At 62.4% G+C, this 22,067-nt stretch carries 27 protein-coding genes and 2 pseudogenes; 20 read left to right on the top strand and 9 right to left on the bottom strand.

Annotated elements, in window-relative coordinates:
* Window positions 1–16 precede the first annotated feature (16 nt).
* From uvrB to AC0V7N_RS15435, 6 genes are all read left to right on the top strand, one after another.
* The gene (gene uvrB, locus AC0V7N_RS15460) at window positions 17–3,298 is read left to right on the top strand and encodes an excinuclease ABC subunit UvrB (RefSeq protein ID WP_496627939.1); all 3,282 of its coding nucleotides are present in this window, start codon (window positions 17–19) and stop codon (window positions 3,296–3,298) included.
* 58 nt (window positions 3,299–3,356) lie between these two features.
* On the top strand, window positions 3,357–3,692 hold the full coding sequence (locus tag AC0V7N_RS15455) for a hypothetical protein (protein ID WP_475458896.1): 336 nt from the start codon (window positions 3,357–3,359) through the stop codon (window positions 3,690–3,692).
* 356 nt (window positions 3,693–4,048) lie between these two features.
* Window positions 4,049–5,575 carry an ABC-F family ATP-binding cassette domain-containing protein gene (locus tag AC0V7N_RS15450; protein WP_475458893.1) on the top strand — a complete coding sequence of 509 codons (1,527 nt, stop codon included), beginning with the start codon at window positions 4,049–4,051 and terminating at the stop codon, window positions 5,573–5,575.
* Window positions 5,576–5,661: 86 nt separating this feature from the next.
* Window positions 5,662–5,940 (top strand): type II toxin-antitoxin system RelE/ParE family toxin, encoded by a 279-nt coding sequence (locus tag AC0V7N_RS15445; RefSeq protein ID WP_475458891.1) that lies wholly within the window; start codon window positions 5,662–5,664, stop codon window positions 5,938–5,940.
* Between the two features lie 27 nt (window positions 5,941–5,967).
* The gene (locus tag AC0V7N_RS15440; RefSeq protein ID WP_095201853.1) at window positions 5,968–6,276 is read left to right on the top strand and encodes a HigA family addiction module antitoxin; all 309 of its coding nucleotides are present in this window, start codon (window positions 5,968–5,970) and stop codon (window positions 6,274–6,276) included.
* 123 nt (window positions 6,277–6,399) lie between these two features.
* Window positions 6,400–6,573: a hypothetical protein gene (locus tag AC0V7N_RS15435; protein WP_475458887.1), complete on the top strand. Its 174-nt coding sequence runs from the start codon at window positions 6,400–6,402 to the stop codon at window positions 6,571–6,573.
* A gap of 49 nt (window positions 6,574–6,622) precedes the next feature.
* On the opposite strand, the gene AC0V7N_RS15430 is transcribed toward AC0V7N_RS15435, so the two are convergent.
* Complete coding sequence (locus AC0V7N_RS15430) at window positions 6,623–7,237, bottom strand: glutathione S-transferase family protein (protein WP_475458885.1); 615 nt, start codon at window positions 7,235–7,237, stop codon at window positions 6,623–6,625.
* A 244-nt stretch (window positions 7,238–7,481) separates the two neighbouring features.
* Between AC0V7N_RS15430 and AC0V7N_RS15425 the strand changes: the two genes are divergently transcribed.
* The gene (locus AC0V7N_RS15425) at window positions 7,482–7,904 is read left to right on the top strand and encodes a VOC family protein (RefSeq protein ID WP_496627938.1); all 423 of its coding nucleotides are present in this window, start codon (window positions 7,482–7,484) and stop codon (window positions 7,902–7,904) included.
* 195 nt (window positions 7,905–8,099) lie between these two features.
* Window positions 8,100–8,453, top strand: a complete 354-nt coding sequence (locus AC0V7N_RS15420; RefSeq protein WP_475458881.1) for a DUF1428 domain-containing protein — start codon at window positions 8,100–8,102, stop codon at window positions 8,451–8,453.
* 258 nt (window positions 8,454–8,711) lie between these two features.
* On the opposite strand, the pseudogene AC0V7N_RS15415 reads toward AC0V7N_RS15420, so the two are convergent.
* A pseudogene (locus tag AC0V7N_RS15415) lies at window positions 8,712–10,345 on the bottom strand (tetratricopeptide repeat-containing sulfotransferase family protein).
* A 187-nt stretch (window positions 10,346–10,532) separates the two neighbouring features.
* Window positions 10,533–10,757 (bottom strand): hypothetical protein, encoded by a 225-nt coding sequence (locus AC0V7N_RS15410; RefSeq protein WP_475458879.1) that lies wholly within the window; start codon window positions 10,755–10,757, stop codon window positions 10,533–10,535.
* 326 nt (window positions 10,758–11,083) lie between these two features.
* Here AC0V7N_RS15410 and AC0V7N_RS15405 point away from each other — a divergent pair, with 326 nt between their 5' ends.
* From AC0V7N_RS15405 to AC0V7N_RS15380, 6 genes are all read left to right on the top strand, one after another.
* Window positions 11,084–11,290, top strand: coding sequence for a cold-shock protein (locus AC0V7N_RS15405; RefSeq protein WP_096449281.1), 207 nt, complete (start codon window positions 11,084–11,086; stop codon window positions 11,288–11,290).
* Between the two features lie 184 nt (window positions 11,291–11,474).
* Window positions 11,475–11,744 (top strand): hypothetical protein, encoded by a 270-nt coding sequence (locus tag AC0V7N_RS15400; RefSeq protein WP_475458877.1) that lies wholly within the window; start codon window positions 11,475–11,477, stop codon window positions 11,742–11,744.
* Complete coding sequence (locus tag AC0V7N_RS15395) at window positions 11,741–12,007, top strand: hypothetical protein (protein WP_475458875.1); 267 nt, start codon at window positions 11,741–11,743, stop codon at window positions 12,005–12,007. Before AC0V7N_RS15400 ends, AC0V7N_RS15395 begins: the two co-directional genes overlap by 4 nt.
* A 47-nt stretch (window positions 12,008–12,054) precedes the next feature.
* Window positions 12,055–12,192 (top strand): hypothetical protein, encoded by a 138-nt coding sequence (locus AC0V7N_RS15390; RefSeq protein ID WP_197033284.1) that lies wholly within the window; start codon window positions 12,055–12,057, stop codon window positions 12,190–12,192.
* Window positions 12,193–12,292: 100 nt separating this feature from the next.
* Complete coding sequence (locus AC0V7N_RS15385; protein WP_172225382.1) at window positions 12,293–12,511, top strand: hypothetical protein; 219 nt, start codon at window positions 12,293–12,295, stop codon at window positions 12,509–12,511.
* A gap of 85 nt (window positions 12,512–12,596) precedes the next feature.
* A complete protein-coding gene (locus tag AC0V7N_RS15380; protein ID WP_475458871.1) occupies window positions 12,597–13,214 on the top strand; it encodes a flavodoxin family protein in 618 nt (205 codons plus the stop codon).
* A gap of 7 nt (window positions 13,215–13,221) precedes the next feature.
* On the opposite strand, the gene AC0V7N_RS15375 is transcribed toward AC0V7N_RS15380, so the two are convergent.
* The gene (locus AC0V7N_RS15375; RefSeq protein WP_475460343.1) at window positions 13,222–13,617 is read right to left on the bottom strand and encodes a Kazal-type serine protease inhibitor domain-containing protein; all 396 of its coding nucleotides are present in this window, start codon (window positions 13,615–13,617) and stop codon (window positions 13,222–13,224) included.
* Between the two features lie 570 nt (window positions 13,618–14,187).
* Between AC0V7N_RS15375 and AC0V7N_RS15370 the strand changes: the two are divergent.
* The 3 genes and pseudogenes from AC0V7N_RS15370 (at window position 14,188) to AC0V7N_RS15360 (ending at window position 15,562) form a co-directional block, all read left to right on the top strand.
* Window positions 14,188–14,399, top strand: a pseudogene (locus AC0V7N_RS15370) (cold-shock protein).
* A gap of 325 nt (window positions 14,400–14,724) precedes the next feature.
* Complete coding sequence (locus tag AC0V7N_RS15365) at window positions 14,725–14,937, top strand: cold-shock protein (protein WP_008877668.1); 213 nt, start codon at window positions 14,725–14,727, stop codon at window positions 14,935–14,937.
* A gap of 199 nt (window positions 14,938–15,136) precedes the next feature.
* The gene (locus AC0V7N_RS15360) at window positions 15,137–15,562 is read left to right on the top strand and encodes a BA14K family protein (protein ID WP_475458869.1); all 426 of its coding nucleotides are present in this window, start codon (window positions 15,137–15,139) and stop codon (window positions 15,560–15,562) included.
* A gap of 102 nt (window positions 15,563–15,664) precedes the next feature.
* Here the strand turns inward: AC0V7N_RS15360 and AC0V7N_RS15355 are convergent, their stop codons facing one another.
* From AC0V7N_RS15355 to AC0V7N_RS15345, 3 genes are all read right to left on the bottom strand, one after another.
* Window positions 15,665–16,303: an MBL fold metallo-hydrolase gene (locus AC0V7N_RS15355; protein WP_475458867.1), complete on the bottom strand. Its 639-nt coding sequence runs from the start codon at window positions 16,301–16,303 to the stop codon at window positions 15,665–15,667.
* Between the two features lie 241 nt (window positions 16,304–16,544).
* Window positions 16,545–16,862 (bottom strand): hypothetical protein, encoded by a 318-nt coding sequence (locus AC0V7N_RS15350; protein WP_475458865.1) that lies wholly within the window; start codon window positions 16,860–16,862, stop codon window positions 16,545–16,547.
* A 145-nt stretch (window positions 16,863–17,007) separates the two neighbouring features.
* Window positions 17,008–17,901, bottom strand: coding sequence for a branched-chain amino acid aminotransferase (locus AC0V7N_RS15345; protein WP_027044076.1), 894 nt, complete (start codon window positions 17,899–17,901; stop codon window positions 17,008–17,010).
* Window positions 17,902–18,161: 260 nt separating this feature from the next.
* Between AC0V7N_RS15345 and AC0V7N_RS15340 the strand changes: the two genes are divergently transcribed.
* Both AC0V7N_RS15340 and AC0V7N_RS15335 read left to right on the top strand, forming a co-directional pair.
* Window positions 18,162–18,695, top strand: coding sequence for a MarR family winged helix-turn-helix transcriptional regulator (locus tag AC0V7N_RS15340; protein WP_027044075.1), 534 nt, complete (start codon window positions 18,162–18,164; stop codon window positions 18,693–18,695).
* Complete coding sequence (locus AC0V7N_RS15335; protein WP_475458862.1) at window positions 18,682–19,401, top strand: response regulator; 720 nt, start codon at window positions 18,682–18,684, stop codon at window positions 19,399–19,401. Before AC0V7N_RS15340 ends, AC0V7N_RS15335 begins: the two co-directional genes overlap by 14 nt.
* A 44-nt stretch (window positions 19,402–19,445) precedes the next feature.
* Here the strand turns inward: AC0V7N_RS15335 and AC0V7N_RS15330 are convergent, their stop codons facing one another.
* Complete coding sequence (locus AC0V7N_RS15330) at window positions 19,446–20,540, bottom strand: tyrosine-type recombinase/integrase (RefSeq protein WP_475458860.1); 1,095 nt, start codon at window positions 20,538–20,540, stop codon at window positions 19,446–19,448.
* A complete protein-coding gene (locus AC0V7N_RS15325) occupies window positions 20,537–20,800 on the bottom strand; it encodes an XRE family transcriptional regulator (protein WP_475458858.1) in 264 nt (87 codons plus the stop codon). Before AC0V7N_RS15325 ends, AC0V7N_RS15330 begins: the two co-directional genes overlap by 4 nt.
* A 358-nt stretch (window positions 20,801–21,158) precedes the next feature.
* Here AC0V7N_RS15325 and AC0V7N_RS15320 point away from each other — a divergent pair, with 358 nt between their 5' ends.
* Window positions 21,159–22,067 (top strand): tyrosine-type recombinase/integrase, encoded by a 909-nt coding sequence (locus AC0V7N_RS15320; protein ID WP_475454997.1) that lies wholly within the window; start codon window positions 21,159–21,161, stop codon window positions 22,065–22,067.

Raw genomic sequence — 22,067 nt, 5'->3', positions numbered from 1 at the left:
TCACCATATTCGGGGCATGGCCAAATCCCCCGACAAGAGAACGCCGCCGACGGCGGATGACGACCGCGCCGCGCCGAAGCGGCGCAGCCCGCTGACCGATTTCCTCGACGCCTCGGAGCCACTGCACAGAGGCGGCTTCGCCGAGATGCCGCAGCCCGAACTGTCGGGCACGCCGCTGACCGGTTCGATCGCCGACTGGGCCGAGCAGATCGAGCAGGAGGCCGAACGAGACGGCCGCCTGATCTCCCCCCTTGAGGGGGAGATGTCGCCGAAGGCGACAGAGGGGGTCATCGCAGAAGGCACCGCCAGAACGTCGAGCCCGGTCGAGCCGACCCCACCCGGCGGCTCCGCCGCCACCCTCCCCCCAAGGGGGAGGGAAAGCGCCAAGTCGAAGAAGATCCCCGAGCGCTCCACCGCTCCGGGCCGCAGCTCGCGCGGCACTTCGATGGGTGGCGCGGCAACGGCCAGGGAGCGGACCGCGGCCGGCCTCAATCCGGTCGCAGGCCTCGATATCTCGCTGGAAGACGCCGAGACCATGGCCTCGAGCAGCGTCACCGCCACGGTGGCAGCGCTGTCGGCGCTGATCGAATCCGGCAATCCGCTGCATAAGGACGGCGTGCTGTGGACGCCGCACCGCCCTGCCCGCCCGGAAAAATCCGAAGGCGGCATTGCCATCAAGATGGTTTCGGACTTCGAACCGGCCGGCGACCAGCCGACCGCCATCAAGGACCTTGTCGAAGGCGTCGATAACAACGACCGCACCCAGGTGCTGCTCGGCGTCACCGGCTCGGGCAAAACCTTCACCATGGCCAAGGTGATCGAGGAGACGCAGCGCCCCGCTCTGATCCTGGCGCCCAACAAGACGCTGGCCGCGCAGCTTTATTCCGAGTTCAAGAAATTCTTCCCCGACAACGCGGTCGAGTATTTCGTCTCCTACTACGACTATTACCAGCCGGAAGCCTACGTTCCGCGCACCGACACCTTCATCGAGAAGGAATCCTCGATCAACGAGCAGATCGACCGCATGCGCCATTCGGCGACGCGCTCGCTGCTCGAGCGCGACGACGTCATCATCGTCGCCTCGGTGTCCTGCATCTACGGTATCGGCTCGGTCGAGACCTATACGGCAATGACCTTCCAGATGCAGATCGGCGACCGGCTCGACCAGCGCGCTCTGCTCGCCGACCTCGTCGCCCAGCAATACAAGCGCCAGGACATCAATTTCGTGCGCGGCTCGTTCCGCGTGCGCGGCGACACGATCGAGATCTTTCCGGCCCACTTGGAAGACCGCGCCTGGCGCATCTCGATGTTCGGCGACGAGATCGAGCAGATCACCGAATTCGACCCGCTGACCGGCCAGAAGACCGGCGAGCTGAAAAGCGTCAAGATCTACGCCAATTCGCACTATGTGACGCCACGCCCGACGCTGAACCAAGCGATCAAGTCGATCAAGGAAGAGCTCAAGCACCGGCTGGTCGAACTGGAGCGCGCCGGCCGCCTGCTGGAAGCGCAGCGGCTGGAACAGCGCTGCCGCTTCGACCTGGAGATGCTGGAAGCCACCGGCTCCTGCGCCGGCATCGAGAACTATTCGCGCTATCTGACTGGCCGCCAGCCCGGCGATCCGCCGCCGACTTTGTTCGAATACATTCCCGACAACGCGCTGGTCTTCATCGACGAAAGCCACGTCACCGTGCCGCAGATCGGCGGCATGTATCGCGGCGACTTTAGGCGCAAGGCGACGCTTGCCGAATACGGCTTCCGCTTGCCCTCCTGCATGGACAACCGGCCGCTGCGCTTCGAGGAATGGGACGCCATGCGCCCGCTCTCCGTCGCCGTTTCGGCGACGCCGGGCGGCTGGGAGATGGAGCAGGCCGGCGGCGTCTTCGCCGAGCAGGTCATCCGCCCAACCGGGCTGATCGATCCGCCGGTCGAGGTGCGCCCGGCGAAAAGCCAGGTCGATGATGTCGTCGGCGAGATCCGCGACACCACCAAGGCCGGCTACCGCACGCTGGTCACCGTGCTGACCAAGCGCATGGCCGAGGACCTGACCGAGTACCTGCACGAGCAGGGCGTGCGCGTCCGCTACATGCACTCCGACATCGACACGCTGGAGCGCATCGAGATCCTGCGCGATCTGCGCCTCGGCGCCTTCGACGTGCTGGTCGGCATCAACCTTCTGCGCGAGGGCCTCGACATTCCCGAATGCGGTTTCGTCGCCATTCTCGACGCCGACAAGGAAGGCTTTTTGCGCTCCGAGACGTCGCTGATCCAGACCATCGGCCGCGCCGCCCGCAATGTCGACGGCAAGGTCATCCTCTACGCCGACCAGGTCACTGGCTCGATGGAGCGAGCGATGGCCGAAACCAGCCGCCGCCGCGAGAAGCAGATGGAGTGGAACGCCGCCAACGGCATCACGCCGGAATCGGTCAAGTCGCGCATTTCAGACATTCTGGACTCGGTCTACGAGAAGGACCACGTCCGCGCCGACATCTCGCAGTTCACCGACAGCGCCGGCGCCATGATGGGCAACAACCTCAAGGCCCATCTCGACGCGATGGAGAAACAGATGCGCGACGCTGCCGCCAATCTCGACTTCGAGAAGGCGGCCCGCATCCGCGACGAGATCAAGCGCCTGCGCGAGATGGAACTGTCGATCTCCGAAGACCCGCTGGCCAACTATGCCGACATGGAAAGCCCGGTGTCGGGCCGCGAAAAGGGCAAGCACAACAAGGGCGTGGCCAAACACCGTACGGCAGAGGAACAGGAGCGTTTCCGCAAGCTCGACGAAGCACGTGCCGCCGAAGAGGCAGCCAAGGCTGCCCGGTCCAACCTCTTCCGCAAGCCGGCGCTTGACGAGATGGGCGCCGACGGCGCCGTGCCGGTGAAGAAGCCGTTGTTCGCCAAACCCTCGATTGACGACATGGGTCCGGGCACCGACATGCCGACGCCGGCAGGTGCTGTGTCACGCTCGCTGTTCAAGAAACAGTCGGCCGAAGAGGCGCATGGTTCCGACTTCGGCATTCCTGGCGACGCCACCAAGCCGCTGTTCAAGAAGAACTCGCTGGATGAGATGACGGTGCGGCGGACGGAGAAGCCGGTCGAGGGAAAAGTGCCGGCAAAGCCACAGCCGATGTCCCCCCTTGTGGGGGAGATGCCCGGCAGGGCAGAGGGGGGCGCGAAGGAACGCGACGGCAAACCAATCGTCCGTCAGCGCGCCGGCATTGGTTCCTACGAAGACCCAGGCGACGCCCGTCGCGAAAAGCGTCGGCCCGGGAAGACTGGGCGGCCGGGGAAGTAGAGCTTTTCCCTTCTGCCGCGCCGTTGCGAACTTTCGACGCCAGCCACTAGAATGCGCGATGATCGTCACTGGCAGACTTCAGGAAGACGAGTTCAAGGCTTGCTTTGCCGAGCCTATGACGAACGTCACCGCCGCGGCAGAGGCTGCAGCGGACATATGGCCGTATGTCGACGCGCTGGATCTGGATGAGATCGGGCTGCCCTATCTGAACGACGTACACCATGTTTACCGTGATGCTCAAAACCAGTTTGACCAAGTTTTGATTGGCACCGGCAGGTTCAACGCCCTTCTTGTGATCGTTGTCGACCTTGGCCGAAGAACCGTGTTCGGCCATTTCCTGCTCGACCTGAACGAAGAGTATGGATCGACAGGCGGTCACTTGAGGCCTGTCTGAGTCTCGTCTGCCTTGGGTCGGCCACTTGCCACCAGCCCCGCCTTTGGTGTAATCGCTCCCCCCACACTCGAACGTCTTGAAAGGAGGGCTCACGTGTTTACGTTTCATCGTCACCATCGTCAGCGTGGCCCGATTTCTGCCCTGCGAGTTCGCTTGCAGGGCTGACCAGAGACGGTCCGGGTTTTTCCCGCTTCGATTTTTAGGTCTGCCCTTCGTGGTGCTGCGACGCCGAGCCTGATGGCCAGCACGCGCACCGTCAAAGTGCATCCGGAGTTGTTTCCGGCAAGAGCGCATGACCCCGAAAGCCGGATGGTTTTCGGAAAGGATCATGCGCCAACCAAAAAAGCGAAATCCAAATGGCCCTGATCAGCCTCAAAAACCTCGGCGTCACCATGAGTGCGCCGCTCTTCGCCAATCTCGACCTCACCATCGGCAGCGGCGACCGGCTCGGCATCGTTGCCGCCAATGGCCGAGGCAAGTCGACCTTGCTGAAGTGCCTGACCGGCGGGATGGAGCCGTCTTCCGGCGACATCACCCGCACGCGCGGCCTGCGCGTCGGCCATGTCGAACAATCCGTTGCCCCTGTCCTGCTCAGCGGCACCTTCTATCAGGTGGTGGCCGACGCCTTGCCGGCCGAGCAGGCTGACAGCGAGACATGGCGCGTCGACGTGGTGCTGGATTCGCTCGATGTGCCCAAGGCGATGCGCGAACGGGAAATGCAGGCGCTGAGCGGCGGCTGGCAGCGGCTGGCGCTGATCGCCCGCGTCTGGGTCACCGATCCCGACGTTCTGCTGCTCGACGAGCCGACCAACCATCTCGACCTTGCCCGCATTAGCCAGTTGGAAAGCTGGCTGAACGCGCTGCCGCGCGAGGTGCCCGTCATCATCGCCAGCCACGACCGCGCCTTCCTCGACGCCACCACCAACCGCACGCTGTTCCTGCGCCCGGAACAATCGCCGGTGTTTGCGCTGCCCTACTCCCGCGCCAGGCAGGCGCTCGACGACGTCGACGCCTCGACGGCGCGCAAGTTCGAGCGCGACATGAAGGTCGCCCAGCAGCTGCGAAAACAAGCCGCCAAGCTCAACAACATCGGCATCAACTCCGGCAGCGACCTTCTCACCGTCAAGACCAAGCAGCTCAGGGAACGTGCGGAGAAACTGGAAGACGCGGCGAACCCGGCGCACCGCGAGAAATCGGCCGGTGCGATCAGGCTCGCCAATCGCGGCACCCACGCCAAGGTGCTGATCACGCTCGACGATGCGGCTGTCGAAACGCCCGACGGCACGCTGCTGTTCAGGACCGGCAAGCGCCATATCTGCCAGGGCGACCGCATCGTGCTGCTCGGCCGCAACGGCGTCGGCAAGTCGCGCTTCGTTACCCTGATCCGCAACGCCATCGCCGAACCCGACACGGTCCAGAACGTGAAGGTGACGCCGTCGACAGTGCTCGGCTACAGCGACCAGGCGCTGTCGGGCATCAGCGGCGACGACACGCCACTGGCGATGGTGTCGCGCCGCTACGATGTCGGCGAACAGCGCGCCCGCTCGCTGCTTGCCGGCGCCGGCGTGGCCATCGAGATGCAGGAGAAAAAGATCGGCGTGCTGTCCGGCGGCCAGAAGGCGCGGCTGATGATGCTGGTGCTGAGGCTCGCCAACCCCAACTTCTACCTGCTCGACGAGCCGACCAACCATCTCGACATCGACGGCCAGGAAGCGCTGGAGGAGGAATTGCTGAAGCACCAGGCAAGCTGCGTGCTCGCCTCGCACGACCGCTCCTTGATCCGCGCCATCGGCAACCGCTTCTGGCTGATCGAGAAGCGGAAGCTGATCGAGGTCGAGGATCCCGAGGACTTTTTCCGCGAGGTGGCCGAAGCGGGCAGCTAAGGGTGAAGGATCGATATCCTCAATCGACCTGTAATTTATTTGCTTACATCCCTTGATTTTTGTAAGCAATATGCTTACATGCATCAATGATCAAGTCCTTCAAGAACAAGGCGCTGTCGGACCTCTTTCAAACCGGGAAAACCGGCAAGATCGACGTCAAGATGCACAAGCGCATTCTTGTCAGGCTTGATCGCCTGGAAGCCTCGGAAAAGCCGGAGGAGATGAACCTCCCCGGCTTCGACTTCCATCCATTGAAAGGATTCGAGCCCATCCGCTACACGGTCCATGTCAATGGTCCGTGGTGCATCACATTTGAATTCGACGGTACGGACGCCGCCCGTGTCGATTTCGAGCAATATCACTGAGGCGGCCAGATTGGAGAAGTTCGACTTATGAACGTGCACAAGCCGACGCGTCCGATCGAGCGTTGTCCCTCCCACCCGGGAGCGCTGCTTGAGGACATCATCCCGGCAACTGGAAAGACCAAGGTGGAAATTGCAAATCTGCTCGGAATCTCCCGGCAGCAGCTCTATGACATCATCCGCGAAAAGAAGCCGGTTTCGCCGGCAGTGGCCGCCCGCCTTGGGAAGCTGTTCGGCGACGGCGCTGCGATCTGGCTTCGGATGCAGGCGGCTTTCGATGCCTGGCACGCCGAGCGTGAAGTTGACGTTTCAGCTATCCCGACGCTTAAGGTCGCCTAGGTCCATTCTGGATTGAATCCGGAGTCGTAACAAAAATTCCGACGACCTGTCGGATCGCCTGAACCTGCCTCGTCCTTGGGATGCCGACACGATGATGCCGGCTTCATCTGAGGAGAAAGCATCATGTCCATTCTGTCATCCCTGGGTCGCGTTGCCAGCCGTTACGCACAGAACCGCGCCCGCCACCGCAGCGAACGTGAGCTGCTGTCCCTGCCGATCGAGCTGCGCAAGGATATCGGCTGGCCGGAAATCGTCATCGACACGCAAAACAGTCCGCGGATCCGCAGGGCGCCCTGATCATGCGGTCGGAAAATATCGATGCAGGCCGCCACGGGGCGACCATTGCTCAATCGTGCGTGTCGCCCGAGAGCGGCGTCGCCTGCATCGACGCGCGCTTTTCGAAAGCGTCGAACCAGCGCGTCAGCCGCGCTCGCGCACGGAAAGCCGGCAGGTTGCGGAACGCCATCCAGGACAGCGTGGTGGCGAGCGCTATATGGCCGACATGCAGCGGCGCGTCGTCGTCCAGGGTGCTTTCGATCCAGTCGTAGCTCGCCTCGATCTTGTCGCGGTAACCCTGCGCCAGAGCGTCATAGCGCAGCGGCTCTGGCCGCCTTTCCGTCTCCCAGCGCAAGGCGATGCCCGCCTGTGCCAACCCTTGGGCGACCGCCTGCAGACGCAATGCCTGCCAGCGCGCCTCGCCGTCTTGCGGCAACAGCTTGCGGCCGTCATGCAGCGTGTCGAGATAAGCGCAGATGACATCGGAATCGAAGATCGCCGATGCGCCGGGCCGCAGCAGCACCGGCACTTTGCCGAGCGGGTTTTCGGCGTAGACACGAGCGTTGCGCAAGGTCGGACTGGTCTCGTGATGAATGACCTCGAGCCGATCGGCAAGGCCGATCTCATGCGCGAAGACGAGCGCCTTGCGCGCGAAAGGTGAGTGCGTCTGATAATAGAGGATCATTGTCGTCCCAGGGGTTGAGGAAGCGGCGCGATCCACCCGTTCTAGCCTGCGCGCTGCGAGAATTGCGCTCTGATTGGGGGCCGCCGGCGCAAGTTCGTTTCACGCCTTCCGTTCAAACCGCCGCTTGCACAGCCTGTCGGCGACCGGCTCGACAAAAAATTTCACCGCCATGTAGGATTGCCGTCACCTCGTGCGTCCTAGGGTTCGCAAGGCCAAGCCAACCAGACGCAAAGAGGAGCAAGACATGACTGACCAGACCCCCGTTCAGCCCAGGGCAGAAGTGCTCGGCGGATTGACCCCTTATCTGCAGGTGGACGGCGCCTTCAAGGCTGCCGACTTCTACAAGAAGGCCTTTGGCGCGGAGCAGGTTTTTGCCTATCCGGCGGATGAGCAGGGCCGCACCATGCACATCCATCTCCACGTCAACGGCTCGACGCTGATGCTTGGCGACGCCTATCCCGAACACGGCCATCCGCATAAGGCGGCGCAGGGCTACACGCTGCAGCTCCATCTCGACGATGGCGACATCGACAGCTGGTGGCAGCGCGCCGTCGATGCCGGCTGCGAAGTGGTCACGCCGTTGCAGGTGATGTTCCGGGGCGACCGTTGGGGCCAGCTGAACGATCCGTTCGGCGTCGCGTGGGCGATGAACGCGCCGGTGAAATAAGTTGAGGCCTTCACCTCTCCCCTTGTGGGAGAGGTCGGATTGCCCCGAATTGCCCTTCGCAATTCGGTTGGCAATCCGGGTGAGGGGTAACTTGGCGCCAAGCTGGAACACCCCTCATCCGTCTCGGCGCTGCGCGCCGATCCACCTTCTCCCACAAGGGGAGAAGGGAAAGCCGCACCAACCGGGAGACCCACCATGTCCTATGTCGATGGTTTCGTGCTTGCCGTGCCAAAGGCCAAACTCGATGACTACAAGAAGCTGGCCAACCTCGCAGGCCCAATATGGATGGAACATGGCGCGCTCGCCTATGTCGAATGTATCGGCGACGACGTGCCCTATGGCGAGTTGACCTCGTTTCCGCGGGCCGTTCAGGCAAAGGACGACGAGATCGTCGTCTTCGCCTGGGCGGTCTATGAATCCAGGCAGAGTCGCGACGCGGTGATGGCCAAGGTGATGGCCGACCCGCGGTTGACACCCGATTGGGGGCCCATGCCCTTCGATATGAAGCGCATGATCTTCGGCGGCTTCCAGCCGTTCATAGAGCTTTGAATTGCTCTGCCCCAACCGCTTCGTCATCCTATGGCGGAGCAAGGAGCGACGCGGCGCAGACCCCTGGAGCTGCTCCGCAGCCCAAGGGATCCATGCCGTGACGTTAACGCTTTGAAAACGGTGCAGAATTCTGCTCCGTTGCATCCTTCGACCGAGGTCACGGAATGGATCCTCGGGTCTCCGCGACGGAGCTTCGCTCCTGCTTCGCCCGTGGATGACGAAGCTGAGAGAGCGCCGGCTAATCCGTAACCCCGCGTGCTAATCCAACTTGTCCAGCAGCGGCTTCAGCCTGTCCCCATAGCGTTTCCACAGGTCGACCGAGCCTTGATACATTGGCTGGCGCACCTGCGCGGCGGACGCCGTGCGCACCGGCCGGTCGGTATCATGGAACGACAGCACGGCATCGTCCCATGGCAGGCCGAGATAGTCGATGAGCACCCGGCTCTGCCCTTCCTGATCGGCAACGAAATCCTCGTAGCGCACGTCATGCACGACCCCAGGCAGCACCTTGTGCCAATGCGCCATGAGGTCGGTGTAGAGATTGTGGAAATCGGCAAGTTCGCCGAGATCATAGCCGTAGCGGTGGCTGTCGCCGCGGAAATGCACCTTGTAGATCGACAGGCAGGTTGCCGCCGCATCGCGGGCGACGTGGATGATCCTGGCCTTCGGCATCATCATGTGGATGAAGCCGACAAGCAGGAAGTTGCCCGGCATCTTGTCGGTGACGTGGCTGATATGGGGATAGCGGGCATGCAGCATGTCGAGATAGGCCCGGCCTGCCTCGGCAAAATCCGCGTCATCCGTATCGGATACGCCCAGGGGAAACCGCCAGGCATGGTCGCCGGGAACTGCTTGCCGACCGCCTTCTTCAGGATGCTGAGCTCGCCTGCGCCATAGACCTTGGGATGGCTGGCAATGATCTGCTCGACCAGCGTCGTGCCCGAACGCGGCATGCCGACGATGAAGATCGGCGCGTCATCGGTGATCGGGCTCGGTCTGCGCTTTTCGAAGAAGCCGGCATCGAACACCGTCTTCATCGCCTCGAATTCCGCCCGCGTCCTGACGGGATCATAGTTGATCCCCTTGCGGCGAATGGCATTGCCTTCGGCGAAATAGTCGAAGGCCCTGTTATAATCCTTCAAATCGTCATTGGCCTTGCCGAGACCGAAGGACAGCTGCATGCGTGCCAGGCTGTTCTGCGGCGCCTTGGCATGCTGCGCCTCCATGCCGGCCAATTCGGCGTCGCGCTCCTTCTGGCGCTTGACCTGCGTCAGCATCAGCCAGGCCGTGGCCATGCCGGGGTTCACCGCCAGCGCCTGCCGGAACAGATCGGCCGCTTCGTCGAGCTTGCCCTTTTCCATCAGACCGACACCGAGCCCGTGCAGCAGGTCGGCATCCCTAGGGCGGATGGTCAGCGACTCGCGAAAAACCGCCAGCGCCTCGTCCAGCCGTCCGGCTTCCTGCAGGGTTTCGGCAAGTCCGATACGAGCGCGCACATGGAAGGGATTGCGCGCGACCGTGCCGCGATAGATCTCCTCGGCCTCCTCGAACTGGCCGAGCTGCGTCAGCGACGAGCCGAGATTGTCCCGTGCCGCGAGCTGGTCCGGTCGCAGATCCACCGCGCCACGGAAGAAGTCGATGGCCGCAGCGACGCGGCCGAGGTCGCGCATCACCGTGCCGAAATTGTTGAGGAAATCGGGATTCGTCGGCTGCAGGCTCACCGACTGTTCGATGAGATCCAGCCCTTCTTCGCTGCGCCCGGTCTGGTGCAGCAGCAGCCCCAGGAAATGCGCAGCCGCCGCATGCTTGGGCTGACGCGCCAGCACCTGCCGGTAGATTGCCTCAGCCTCTTGCCGGCGCCCGGCCTGGTGCAGTTGCAGGGCCTGCTGCACATACTGGTCGAGCCCCAGCGGCGGCTGTCCACCCGCGCCAGACCTGGTTCCCGCACCCGCCGCTCGTCTCTGATCTCTGTTAATGGGAAACCTGCCGTGTTTGTCCGCCTGCCGCGATCTAGGCCATTGGCGCGGCAGGTTCAAGTCTCGGCGTGGTTTTGCGGCTTTTCCGTCGCCGCGAAAGCGATCAGATCAGGCGGTTGGTCTCGGCAACCTGCCTGGCCCGCCTCACCGTGCCATCGGTATCGGAGATCGTTCGCCTTGCCGCCTCATCGCTTCTGATGGTCAGCCGTGCCGACTTGACGATCATCGGCTGGCCGTTGGCGCCAACGGCAATGGCATGTATGGCGATTGGCTTGATGACCGGATTGACCGCGACGGTCTTCGCCCTTGAGCTTCTTGTGGAAACCATGGTTGTGTCCTTATTCCGGAGTAAATAAAAATATGAGAACTGGGAAAATACCCCAGCGCGCTCTCAAGAATTTTTAGAAATATGCCGGACCATAGCAGAATTATCTGAACATCCACAGCGATCTATTTTTCAGCCGCGGCGGGTTTATTTCCTGAATCACCTTGAACTGGCCGCCCTATCGATCTACATAAGGAAGATCGTTTTGGCCAGAATTGGCATCTCGCGGCGTCAGAGGTTTTCGACCCGCCAATATCATTCCAAATCGTCGATACCGGACGCGCGGCACGTTCGCCGTGCGACGAGTTCTCGATCCGCGAAAGACACATATGACCACCGGAACCGTGAAGTTCTATAATGGCCAGAAGGGTTTTGGCTTCATTCAGCCAGCCGACGGCGGCAAGGACGTTTTCGTCCATGTCAGCGCGCTGGAGCGCGCCGGCTTTCCCGGCCTCGCCGAAGGCCAGAAGCTGCAGTTCGAACTGGAGCGCGACGGCAAGGGCCGCGAATCGGCCGCCAATTTGCAACTGATCTGATCCGGCCGAATTCGATGAACGCTGACCACGGATGTACTGGCAGCTCTCAAAGGCGGCTTATTTCCAGCGATTGCCGGAAATAGGAAAGCGGGGCTCGTCCCCGCTTTTTTGCTTTCAGGCCGCTGTTTCGCTTAACGCCCCAGGCGTGAACCAACCAAGACGTGAACCAACCAGGGCCAGGACGATGCCGGACCGCACCACCCATTCCATCGCCCACTTCACCGCAGCTTTCGCGCTCGGTGGACTGGAGGGACCGTTGCCGGCCGGCGACTACGACATCGATCATGACGAAGAGCTGATCGAGGGCACGTCGCGCATTGCCTGGCGCCGCGTCGCCACCTTCATTCACCTGCCGGCAAGGGCGGTGAAGAACCCGACCACCAGCCAGCTTGTCGCCATCGACCACCTCGAACTCGAAACCGCGCTGAAGCGCGACCGGGAGAATGCAGCATGATCCGTTTCCAGCAGAATACGCGTCCGCGCACCGACACGCCCTCGCACCTTTTCGCCATCGGCCAGACGGTGCGCATGAAGAGCCGCACCGGCCTCGTCCAGAAGACGGCGGAACTGTTCGAGATCAAGAGCAGGCTGCCGGTCAAGGACGGTTCGCCGCAATACCGCATCCGCAGCGAGCAGGAGACCTACGAGCGGGTCACCACGGAAGACAATCTCGAACCGGTCGACAATCCGGTTGTCGCCAACAATCCGGTCGTCTGAGACCACGCCACAACGTCAAACCAGCACGCGCACACGAGGAGCAGTCCATGTCCAAGGGTCAACAGCGAAGCAATCGCGAAACACGCAAGCCGAAGAAGGACAAGGTCGTGGCCAAGGCCGCGGCCCCCTTCGGCTCTTCGGTCAAGCAGGCGGAGAGCAGCCTGAAGCCAAAGTCCAAGGGCTGAAAGCCCTTGGGGGCGCTTCGCATGCGCCCCTCGCCCCGCCGGTGAGCAGGCGTTGAACTGACGCAACAGGTCCACGCAATGCTCTGCCACGGAGGCTCGTTTGAATTTCGTCATCGAGTTCTATCGGTCGCGCGACGCCGAGGAAGCGACACTCGACAAGGTGTCGCTGGAAGCGCCGACCCTGCGCGCCGCCCTGCAGGGCGCCACCGCACTCTTGCATACGCTGGCAATGCCGCAGATCCCCGACCGCCTGCGCATCTCCGATGAGCATGGCAGCGAGCTTTACGCCGGGCCCGCTGATGGGGCCTATCCCGCCTAGGCAAACCGTAGTCGGATATCATTCCGGCGCCACCGCAAGCGCCTCGCAACGTTGACCCTGCACACTCGCACGCAGGAGCCGCCCGATGTCCCTCACCGCCTTTGCCATCAACTGTTCGCTCAAAGCTTCCGGCGACAAGGAAAAATCCTCCACCGACAAGATCATCGCAGATCTGCTCTCGGCGCTCAAACCGCATGGCGTGAAGGGCGAGGTCGTGCGCGCGCTTGATCACGACATCAAGCCCGGCGTGCTCTCCGACATGGGCAAGGGCGACGGCTGGCCTAAGCTGCGCGACAAGATCGTCGCCGCCGATATCTTCATCCTCGGCCTGCCGATATGGATGGGGCAGCCCTCCAGCGTCGCCAAGCGGGTCATGGAGCGCATGGACGCCTTTCTCGACGAAACCGACGACAAGGGCCGCATGCCGACCGCCGGCAAGGTGGCGCTGGTGGCGATCGTTGGCAATGAGGACGGGGCGCACCATTGCCATGCCGAGTGCTTCCAGTCGCTCAACGATGTCGGCTTCACCATTCCGGCCAATGGCGGCGTATACTGGGTCGGCGAGGCGATGGGCGACGTCAACTATGTCGATCTGCCGAAGACCCCCGAAAAGGTCGCCAGCATGATCGAGATGGCCGCGTCAAATGCCGCCTATCTGGCCGCTCTGTTGAAGGCCAAGGCCTATACTGGCGCGGCCAAGTAGCGACCTCTCAGCACGGCCCATCACCAACGATGCGGTAGTCCGCCGCGCGGGCCTCGCAGGCGTTGGGGAAGCTGCGCATCTCGCCATGGCGGCGGGCGCAGACGGGTGCGTATTCGCGGGTGCAGAACGTCTGCTCTTCGCCGCCGCCACCACCGCCGTCACCGCGGCAGGGGCCGTCGCGCACGATGCGGTAGCCGGCGCGGTCGGCGAGGCAGCCATTGGCGAAAGTCTGGCGGTCGCCGCCCCGGCGGGCACAGACCGGCTCGTATTGCCTGGTGCAGAATTCCGGTTCGGGACGCGGCGGACGCGGGCGTGGTCCCGGGCCGTCATCGACGACGACGGTGCAGGCGGCCAGAAGTGCCGACAGGAACAGCGCGGCAAATGCTTGCCGCGAAAAACCCAGACCTTACCGCAAAAAAAAATGACGCCAGGAATTTCATGCTGATCTCTCCCTCGATCCGATCGCGATCCTCCCCATTCCCCTGTCAAATGCAATCCCGCCCCTGTCAAATGCCCCCGTTGTCAAATGCAACCGCGTTCGCGGCTCTTGGCGCGGGAAACGTCGGTTGCAGCCATGGCGGGCGCCCGCTCACGCCGCCGGTAATCCTGGCCCATGCGTGACCCCGTCCGTGGGCCGATGACCCGATCCACAACCGAGCCTATTTGCGGCCGGTCGACGCTCAGATCGGTCGATTCTTGCGTCGGGATGCGCCCAGTGTGGCGGCCCGCGGCGCTATCTTGCAACCTTCACGTTTCCGTGCGATAAATTCCGTGTTCGGGCATTTGCGACCCGGAGAGCGGAACGTTTTGGACGACCTTTCCCCGATACTGTGAATCTCTGACGGCCCCGTTTTCGGCGGGGGGTTTGACCATGCGCCAATGCATGACTGCCGAAGCAACCACCGGGAACTGCCCTCGACGCCAGGTGGCGGGCAGGACCACCAAAGACTGAACGGGTGAAGGAGTTTCCCCAATGGCCCAGACCGGCACCGTTAAATTCTTCAACGCGACCAAAGGCTTCGGTTTCATCACGCCCGACGGCGGCGCCAAGGACGTGTTCGTCCACATTTCCGCGATCGAGGCATCGGGCCTGCGCACGCTCGTCGACGGCCAGAAGGTCACCTTCGACGTCGAGCCGGACCGCATGGGCAAGGGCCGAAGGCGGTCAACCTCCGCGCTGCCTGAGCCATCGTCGCACCGCTGTCCTTGACGGCGGACGAACGAAGTTCGGAGTTTGCCCGGTCCTTGGGCACGCAGACAGATTTTTGAAAAGGCGCGGCGGTTTTCGTCGCGCCTTTTTCATGTCCGCGGCGCAGCATAAATACATGTCGCCCAGAAGTGAATCCGGTTCCGGGTCAACGACATGCATCATAACAAGGGCTTAAAGCGTGACGCGCTTTAAGTGCCCGCAAAACTTTCTCTTGCCGATGACGCTAAAATAAAGGACAAATTTCCTCTCGGGCATTTGCCGGCCCGAGACTGGAGTTTATGGGATCAAAGGGAGCTTCCCATGCCGCAGACCGGCACCGTCAAATTCTTCAACCATGCCAAAGGCTTCGGCTTCATCACGCCGGACGATGGCGCGAAGGATGTCTTCGTCCATATTTCGGCCGTGCAGGCGTCGGGTCTTCCCGGTCTCGAAGATGGGCAGAAAGTGACATTCGACACCGAGCCGGACAAGCGCGGCAAGGGACCCAAGGCCGTCAACCTGTCGGTCGGCTGAGCCGGCTTCAGACCGTTGCTTCGGCAAGGCAGCCAGCTCATTTGGAGCGTGGTTTTGACGTGCCTCTTGAACACGCCTTTTTGAACAGGCAGGTCGAAATCCGTTCAGCCTCCGTTCAGCCACGGTCGCATATTAGTCTTGGGTAAAGCCGGACCGCATCCCCTGCAACACTGCACGGCCCGGTACGAAGGAGACCAAGATGAACAGAATTTTCAAGACTGCCGTGCTGTCCGCCGCCGTGGTCGGCACCATGCTTGCGGCCTTGCCCGCGGCCAACGCCGATGACTGGGGTCATCACCGCCGCCACCACAATGGCGACGCCATTGCCGCCGGCGTGCTTGGCCTCGCGGCCGGTGCGCTGATCGGTGGCGCGTTGGCCAATGACCAGCCCCCGGCCTACGCTGACCGCTACTACGATGACGGCTACGACCGTGACGTGGTGGTGCGCCCGGCCCCGGTCCGTCGCTATTACGCCGAGCCGCAGGTGGTCTATGCCGATCGTTATGCCGAACCGTGGACGCGCGGCTGGTACGAGTATTGCTCGGACCGCTACCGCAGCTTCAACTCCCGCACCGGCACGTTCACCGGCAATGACGGCGAACAGCATTTCTGCTCGGCCAACTGAGGCTTCCCTGCCCCAAACAAAAAGCGCTGACCGCAAGGCCAGCGCTTTTTTGTTTTTCCGTTTTAGCCGCCTCGAAGGTCGGCGCTGCACCAAACCAGCAATTTAAGTCAAGAATGGATTGGTCCTGCGCTCCTCGCCAAAGCGGCCGCCAGGGCCGTGGCCGCAGATGAAACCGATATCGTCGCCGAGCGGCAACAGCTTGTCCTTGATCGAAGCGATCAGCGTCGCATGGTCGCCGCCCGGCAGGTCGGTGCGGCCGACCGAGCCACGGAACAGCACGTCGCCGACATGGGCGAACTTGGCGGCGCGGTTGTAGTAGACGACGTGGCCCGGGGCATGGCCGGGGCAGTGCAGCACCTCGAACACGTGGCCGCCGAACGACACGGTCTCGCCTTCGGTGAGGAAGCGGTCGGGCACGCAGTTGCGCGAGCCGGCAATGCCGTAGCGCCTGCCCTGGTTCTCCAGATTGTCGAGCAGGGACTTGTCGGCCTCGTGCGGGCCGATGATGTCGATGCCGAGCGCCTCCTTCAGCTCCATGGCGCCGCCGGCGTGGTCGATATGGCCATGCGTGATCCAGATCGCTTCGGCTGTGATTGCATTGTCTTTCAGCACCGCGAGCACCTTGTCGATGTCGCCGCCCGGGTCGACGACGACGCCGTGCTTGTCGTCCATGTCGAACAGGATGGTGCAGTTCTGCTGGAACGGTGTGACCGGCACGATGCCGGCATTGAGCTGACCCATGATCTTCCTTTCGTATCTCTGGCGTGATGTAGAGCAATTCCAGGAAAAGTGTGAGACGGTTTTCCGTCCGGAATTGCGTCAAAACAAGAGACAGAGTGGTTCTGCGTTTCCGTGAAACGATGAACCACTCTGGCGGCGCAGGCGAAACGCGTCCACCCTCGAAAGGCGAACAGTCAGTCATCCCAGAAACGGAAATGGGCGGCCGAAGCCGCCCATTTGAACAAACCTGAGACCGTCAGGCTTACTTCTTCATAGCACCCAGGACCGCGCCGATGATGCCGGTCAGGATCGCACCGCCGCCGGCGCCGCCAACGATGTTGTTGAGGTTGAGCGCGCTGCCGAGACCGCTCGTCGCCGCCGCTGCCGCTGCCGGATCGATCGTGCCGTGGCCGAGCAGGCTGCCGAGGATCGCCGCGCCGCCGACGCCGCCAATGGCGCCACCCAGGATCTTGGGAAGCTGTCCCATAGCCGCGTTCTTGAGCGCTACACCGATCGCCTGACCGCCGATGATGCCTGTAATCACCTGAATGATGATCGGAAGAAGCGTGTTCATGTCCATATGATTAGTCCCTCCATAGCTGCCAGCCTCCCGGGCCGACACCATCATGAGACGCCGAATTGGATGAAAGTCAAATGCAGAAACGCTGAAATAAAAGGGGCGGCTGGAAAACCGCCCCTGCTTGCGCGAAAAGCTGTGACTATCGTTATTCTGCGGCGATCGCGTGCTTCGGCTGCACTGCGGCAGAATAGTCGTTCATAAGGTTCTTGGCGATTTCGCCGACCTCGAATCGGTAAGGGCCGATCTCCGAAACCGGCGTTACTTCCGCTGCCGTTCCGGTCAGGAAGCATTGTTCGAAGCCTTCGAGTTCTTCCGGCAGGATGGCGCGTTCGATCACTTCCAGGCCACGATCCTTGGCCAGCCCAATGACCGTACGGCGGGTGATGCCGTCGAGGAAGCAGTCGGGCTTTGGCGTATGGATCTTGCCGTCCTTGACGAAGAAGATGTTGGCGCCGGTTGCTTCGGCGACCTGGCCGCGCCAGTCGAGCATCATGGCGTCGGCATAGCCTTTGGCTTCCGCGGCATGCTTGGACATGGTGCAGATCATGTAGAGGCCGGCGGCCTTCGACTTCGACGGCGCCGTGCGCGGGTCAGGCCGGCGCCATTCCGCCACATCGAGGCGAATGCCCTTCAGCTTCTGCGCCGGATCGAAATAGCTTGGCCACTGCCAGATGGCGATGGCGCAGTTGATGCGGTTGTTCTGCGCCGAAACGCCCATCTGCTCGCTGCCGCGCCAGGCGATCGGCCTGACATAGGCGTCCTGGAAACCCTGCTTCTTCAACAGCGTGGTCGAGGCGTCGTTGAGCTCGGCGACCGAATAGGGGATCTTGAAGCCGAGCAGGCGCGCCGATTCATGCAGGCGCTCGGTGTGCTCGTTGAGCTTGAAGATCGCGCCGCCATAAGCGCGCTCGCCCTCGAAGACCGCGCTGGCATAGTGCAGACCGTGCGTCAGCACATGGATCTTGGCGTCGCCCCACGGAACGAACTCGCCATTCATCCAGATGAAGCCGTCCAGCTGATCGAAGGGAACGGATGCCATGGTAACCTCCCGCGGGCAGCCGCCCGCATATCTTGGTGTCGTTGCGTGTTCTTTTTGGCCGCGCCATGCGATTGGAGACGCCGGCCGGTGTCTCGAAGCGTAGGCGGAGAATCGCGCGCTGGCAAACTCAGGAAGTTCCGGAAAAACCGGCCTGCCTTGCCTTTTCGTTCGCAATCGGCCCAAAAGCTTGTCAAAAATTACCATTGCAGGGAAATTACGTCAATAGTACTGACATAATCTCCCGTTCCCTTGGAGAAATGATGACGGATCGAAGCGCAGCCGCCGGAAAACCGATCAGGACCGCGATCACGGACGAGGACGGCATCGACTTCGCCATCATCGAACTGTTCTTCTTCGCCTATCGCGACTTCACCTCCGATCCCGATCAGATCCTGGCCGACTATGGCTTCGGCCGCGCCCACCACCGGGTGCTGCATTTCGTCAACCGCCGGCCGGGCCTGACGGTTGCCGAACTGCTCGACGTGCTGAAGATCACCAAGCAGAGCCTGGCGCGCGTGCTCAAGCAACTGATCGACACCGACCATGTCGTGCAGTTGCAAGGCCCGCGCGACCGCCGCCAGCGCGAACTCTATCCGACGGCGAAGGGCCGTGCGCTGGCACTGGCCCTGGCGCGGCCACAGTCGCGCCGCATCCGTGCTGCATTGGAAGATTCCGGCGCCACCGAACGGACCTTGGTGGAACGCTTCCTCGAAGCGATGGTCAATCCGGAACTGAGAGCGCAGATTGACGTTGGGTCCGCAAAAATGTCAGGGAAAAGCCATGGAGAGCACTGAGAGGGTCGATCAGACGGCCGCACCGGACGACGATGCGCCGCATCTGCTCGTCGTCGACGACGACACCCGCATCCGCAATCTTCTCAAGCAGTATCTGACCGAGAACGGCTTTCGCGTCACCGTCGCCGGCAATGCCGGCGAAGCCCGGCGCAAGCTTGCCGGCCTCGATTTCGACCTGCTTGTGCTCGACGTGATGATGCCGGGCGAAACCGGCGTCGACCTGACCAAATCGCTGCGCGCCGAAAAGAACGTGCCGATCCTGATGTTGACGGCGCTGTCGGAAACCGACAGCCGCATCTCCGGATTGGAGGCCGGCGCGGACGACTATTTGCCCAAACCCTTCGACCCGCGCGAGCTGATCCTGCGCATCAACAACATCCTGCGCCGCGGCGGCCCGGCGACGACGCCCAAGGTCGAGCAGCTGGTCTTCGGCCCCTACACCTTCCAGATCGCCAGGCGCGAATTGAAGCGCGGCGGCGAGGCGCTGAAGCTGACCGATCGCGAGCAGGAGATCCTGGCGATCTTTGCCGCACGTGCCGGCGAGACCATCCCGCGCCACGAACTGGTCGGCGACGATTCCGAGGTCGGCGAGCGCACCATCGACGTCCAGATCAACCGGCTGCGCCGCAAGATCGAGCGCGATCCGTCCAACCCGGTCTGGCTGCAGACCGTGCGCGGTATTGGGTATCGGCTCAGTGTAGAATAGCTGGTTCGCTACCAAGCGTTTTCAATACCTTACGCTTTAAACTGTCAAACCGACCTGTTTGGTTTGACAGTTTTCGTTCCTGCTCCGTGCTCTGCAATGGCATTCATCGCTTCATGCGCCAAGCGCATCTGATCGACGGCCTCAGTGTAGCGAACGATCTCATCAAGCTTTTTGTGACCCGTGATTGCCTTGATCTGGTGGGGCGTGCAGCCGGCTTGGGCAAGCCGTCGGCTACATGCCTTGCGCAGACCGTGCGGTGAAAGTCCCATGGCGCCGCTTGCCAGATCCTCGCGCAAACCAGCTTCGCGGACACAGACCCGGAACCAGTTAGTGAAAGACTCGGGCTGGAACGGCTTTTCGTATTGCGTCAGGAGAAATGTGAGATTGTCCTGAGGCCGCGCATCGAGCGTGCCTTTGAGGTATGCGTGAAGCGGGATGGAGACGGCTGTGCCTGTCTTTCGCTGCCTAATGGACAGCACGTCGTTCTTGACGTGCTGCCGACCCATATCTATCACGTCTGAGCGTCGCTGCCCCGTAAACAGCAGAAGGTCGAGGGCTAGGCGGGCGCGGGTGCCCTCCGCGTGCGCCGCGTAGAACGCCACAATGTCCTCTTCTTCCCAAGTGATGAATCCGCCCGACTTGATTTTCATGCGCCGTATCCGGATCGTCGGATCGTCCTTGCGCATCCCCATATCGATCGCGCGCCCCATCAGCAGCTTGATCATCTTCAGCAGTTCGTTGGCCGCACCAGGGCGTTCAGCCTTTTTGTCCATCATCCTAAGGACGTGCTTGCGCTCGATCCTGGCAACCGAACCAATGCCGTATTGAATACGGATACGTTCGAGTGCGTTCCGATACGTCTTCTGGCTTGCCTTTGCTAGATTTCTGAAATCTGCGCTGCCGTAGTAGGAGAGGATCAGCGCCCCGATTGTTCCGGGCTGGGTTCGATCGGCTCCTATAATGGTTGTTGGCGCCGCTCTGCCGGCTTCCCACGCCTTCAGCGCAGCCCCATAGGCATCCATGAACTCCGTCGAGTATGGAAGACCTGGCAGGGTAGTGTTCGACTGTCTGAAATAGTGCCGTGGCCGGCCGGTTCGATCAATGAAGGCTTTGACGTGCTTCGGCAGCTTGCGCTTCATTGGACGAGCCGATCCCACTCGTTGTCGGATTCTTGAGACTCGGAAATCCCGCTCAGGCCGTCAAGCGCCCTCTCAAGTGCGCGCACATCCCAGCGCTTGACGCCAGGAAGCCGCAACGGCTGTGGCATAATGCCGGCACGCACCAGCTTGTCAAAATAACCAACGCTAGCACCCACGAAGCTGGCGGCTTCGGGGCGGCCAAAAACGCGGCGATCCGATGGTAATAAGGCGTGGATAAGCCCGCAGGTGATCATTGTCATGGCAGAATGCTCCTTCTGCTGACGTTATAGCGCTGTTGCCGCCGAAGAGCCGAAAATGGGAAAAAGAATTCGATCGTCGGAAGTGAACTCCAGTTACGGTGACCTGCGAGGGCATGGGTCAGCCAAGACGCACAGATTGGACCCTCGCGCTAATCGCCCTTCCACGTTCGCTGGCCGCCTCGAGTTAGCGCTCTGGGCGCAATATTGATGAATGACTGAAATGGGCCGGTGAACGAACCCGCTGCGCGGGAGGGCGCCTGCGATTGAGGTAGAGGGCACAGGCCGGGCGTCGCGCCTGCATTGAGCGTCGTCCGGCGGGGGCAGAGCATGACGGGCTTCTTCAACAAGGAGCCTGACCATGCAGCACCCCGTTCTCGATGGACCCGTCAGCCTGCTGCGCCGGCGGCTGATCGACGACATGAACATGCGGCGCTTCTCACGCGAGACGCAGCGCAACTATCTCCGCGACATCGGACGCCTGGCGACATTCCTCGGGCGCTCACCAGACACCGCTACCGCCGACGACCTGCGCCGGTTCCAGATCGAGCAGCAGGAGGACGGCGTTCCCGTGCCAACGATGAACAGCATCGTGTCGGCGCTGCGCTTCTTCTTCACCCACACGCTCGACCGCCCGGACCTGGCGCGCAGGCTTGTCCGGCTGGCGCATCCGCGCAACCTGCCCGTGGTGCTCAGCCGCGACGAGGTGGCCCGGCTGCTCAACGCCACCACGTGTCTCAAGCACCAGGCCGCATTGTCAGTCGCCTATGGCGCGGGCCTGCGGGTCGCCGAGGTGTCGATGCTGAAGGTTGCCGACGTCGACAGCGAGCGCATGCTGCTGCGCGTCGAGCGTGGCAAGGGCGGGCGCTATCGCAACGCCATGCTCTCGGAGGACCTGCTCACGCTTCTGCGGGAGTGGTGGAAGGTCGGACGTCAGCAGGGCGTGATGCACCGCGACGGCTGGCTGTTCCCCGGACAGCATGCGATGAAGCCGATCAGCACGCGGCAGCTCTATCGCATAGTCGTCGAGGCGGCCCAGGCCGCCGACATCGCCAAGCGGGTCGGGCCGCACACGCTGCGCCACAGCTTCGCCACCCACCTGCTGGAGGACGGCACCGACATCCGGATCATCCAGGTCCTGCTCGGGCATGCCAAGCTCAACAACACCGCCCTTTACGCGAAGGTGGCGACCCGGACGGTGCGTGCCGTGACGAGCCCGCTCGACAAACTGGGGCTGTTCAAGCCGGGAGAGGTCTCGCCCGACATCTGA

It is taken from the genome of Mesorhizobium kamtschaticum (assembly GCF_056174585.1).
Note: the sequence above shows the minus strand (reverse complement) of the source record. Positions and strands in the feature narration are given on the sequence as shown.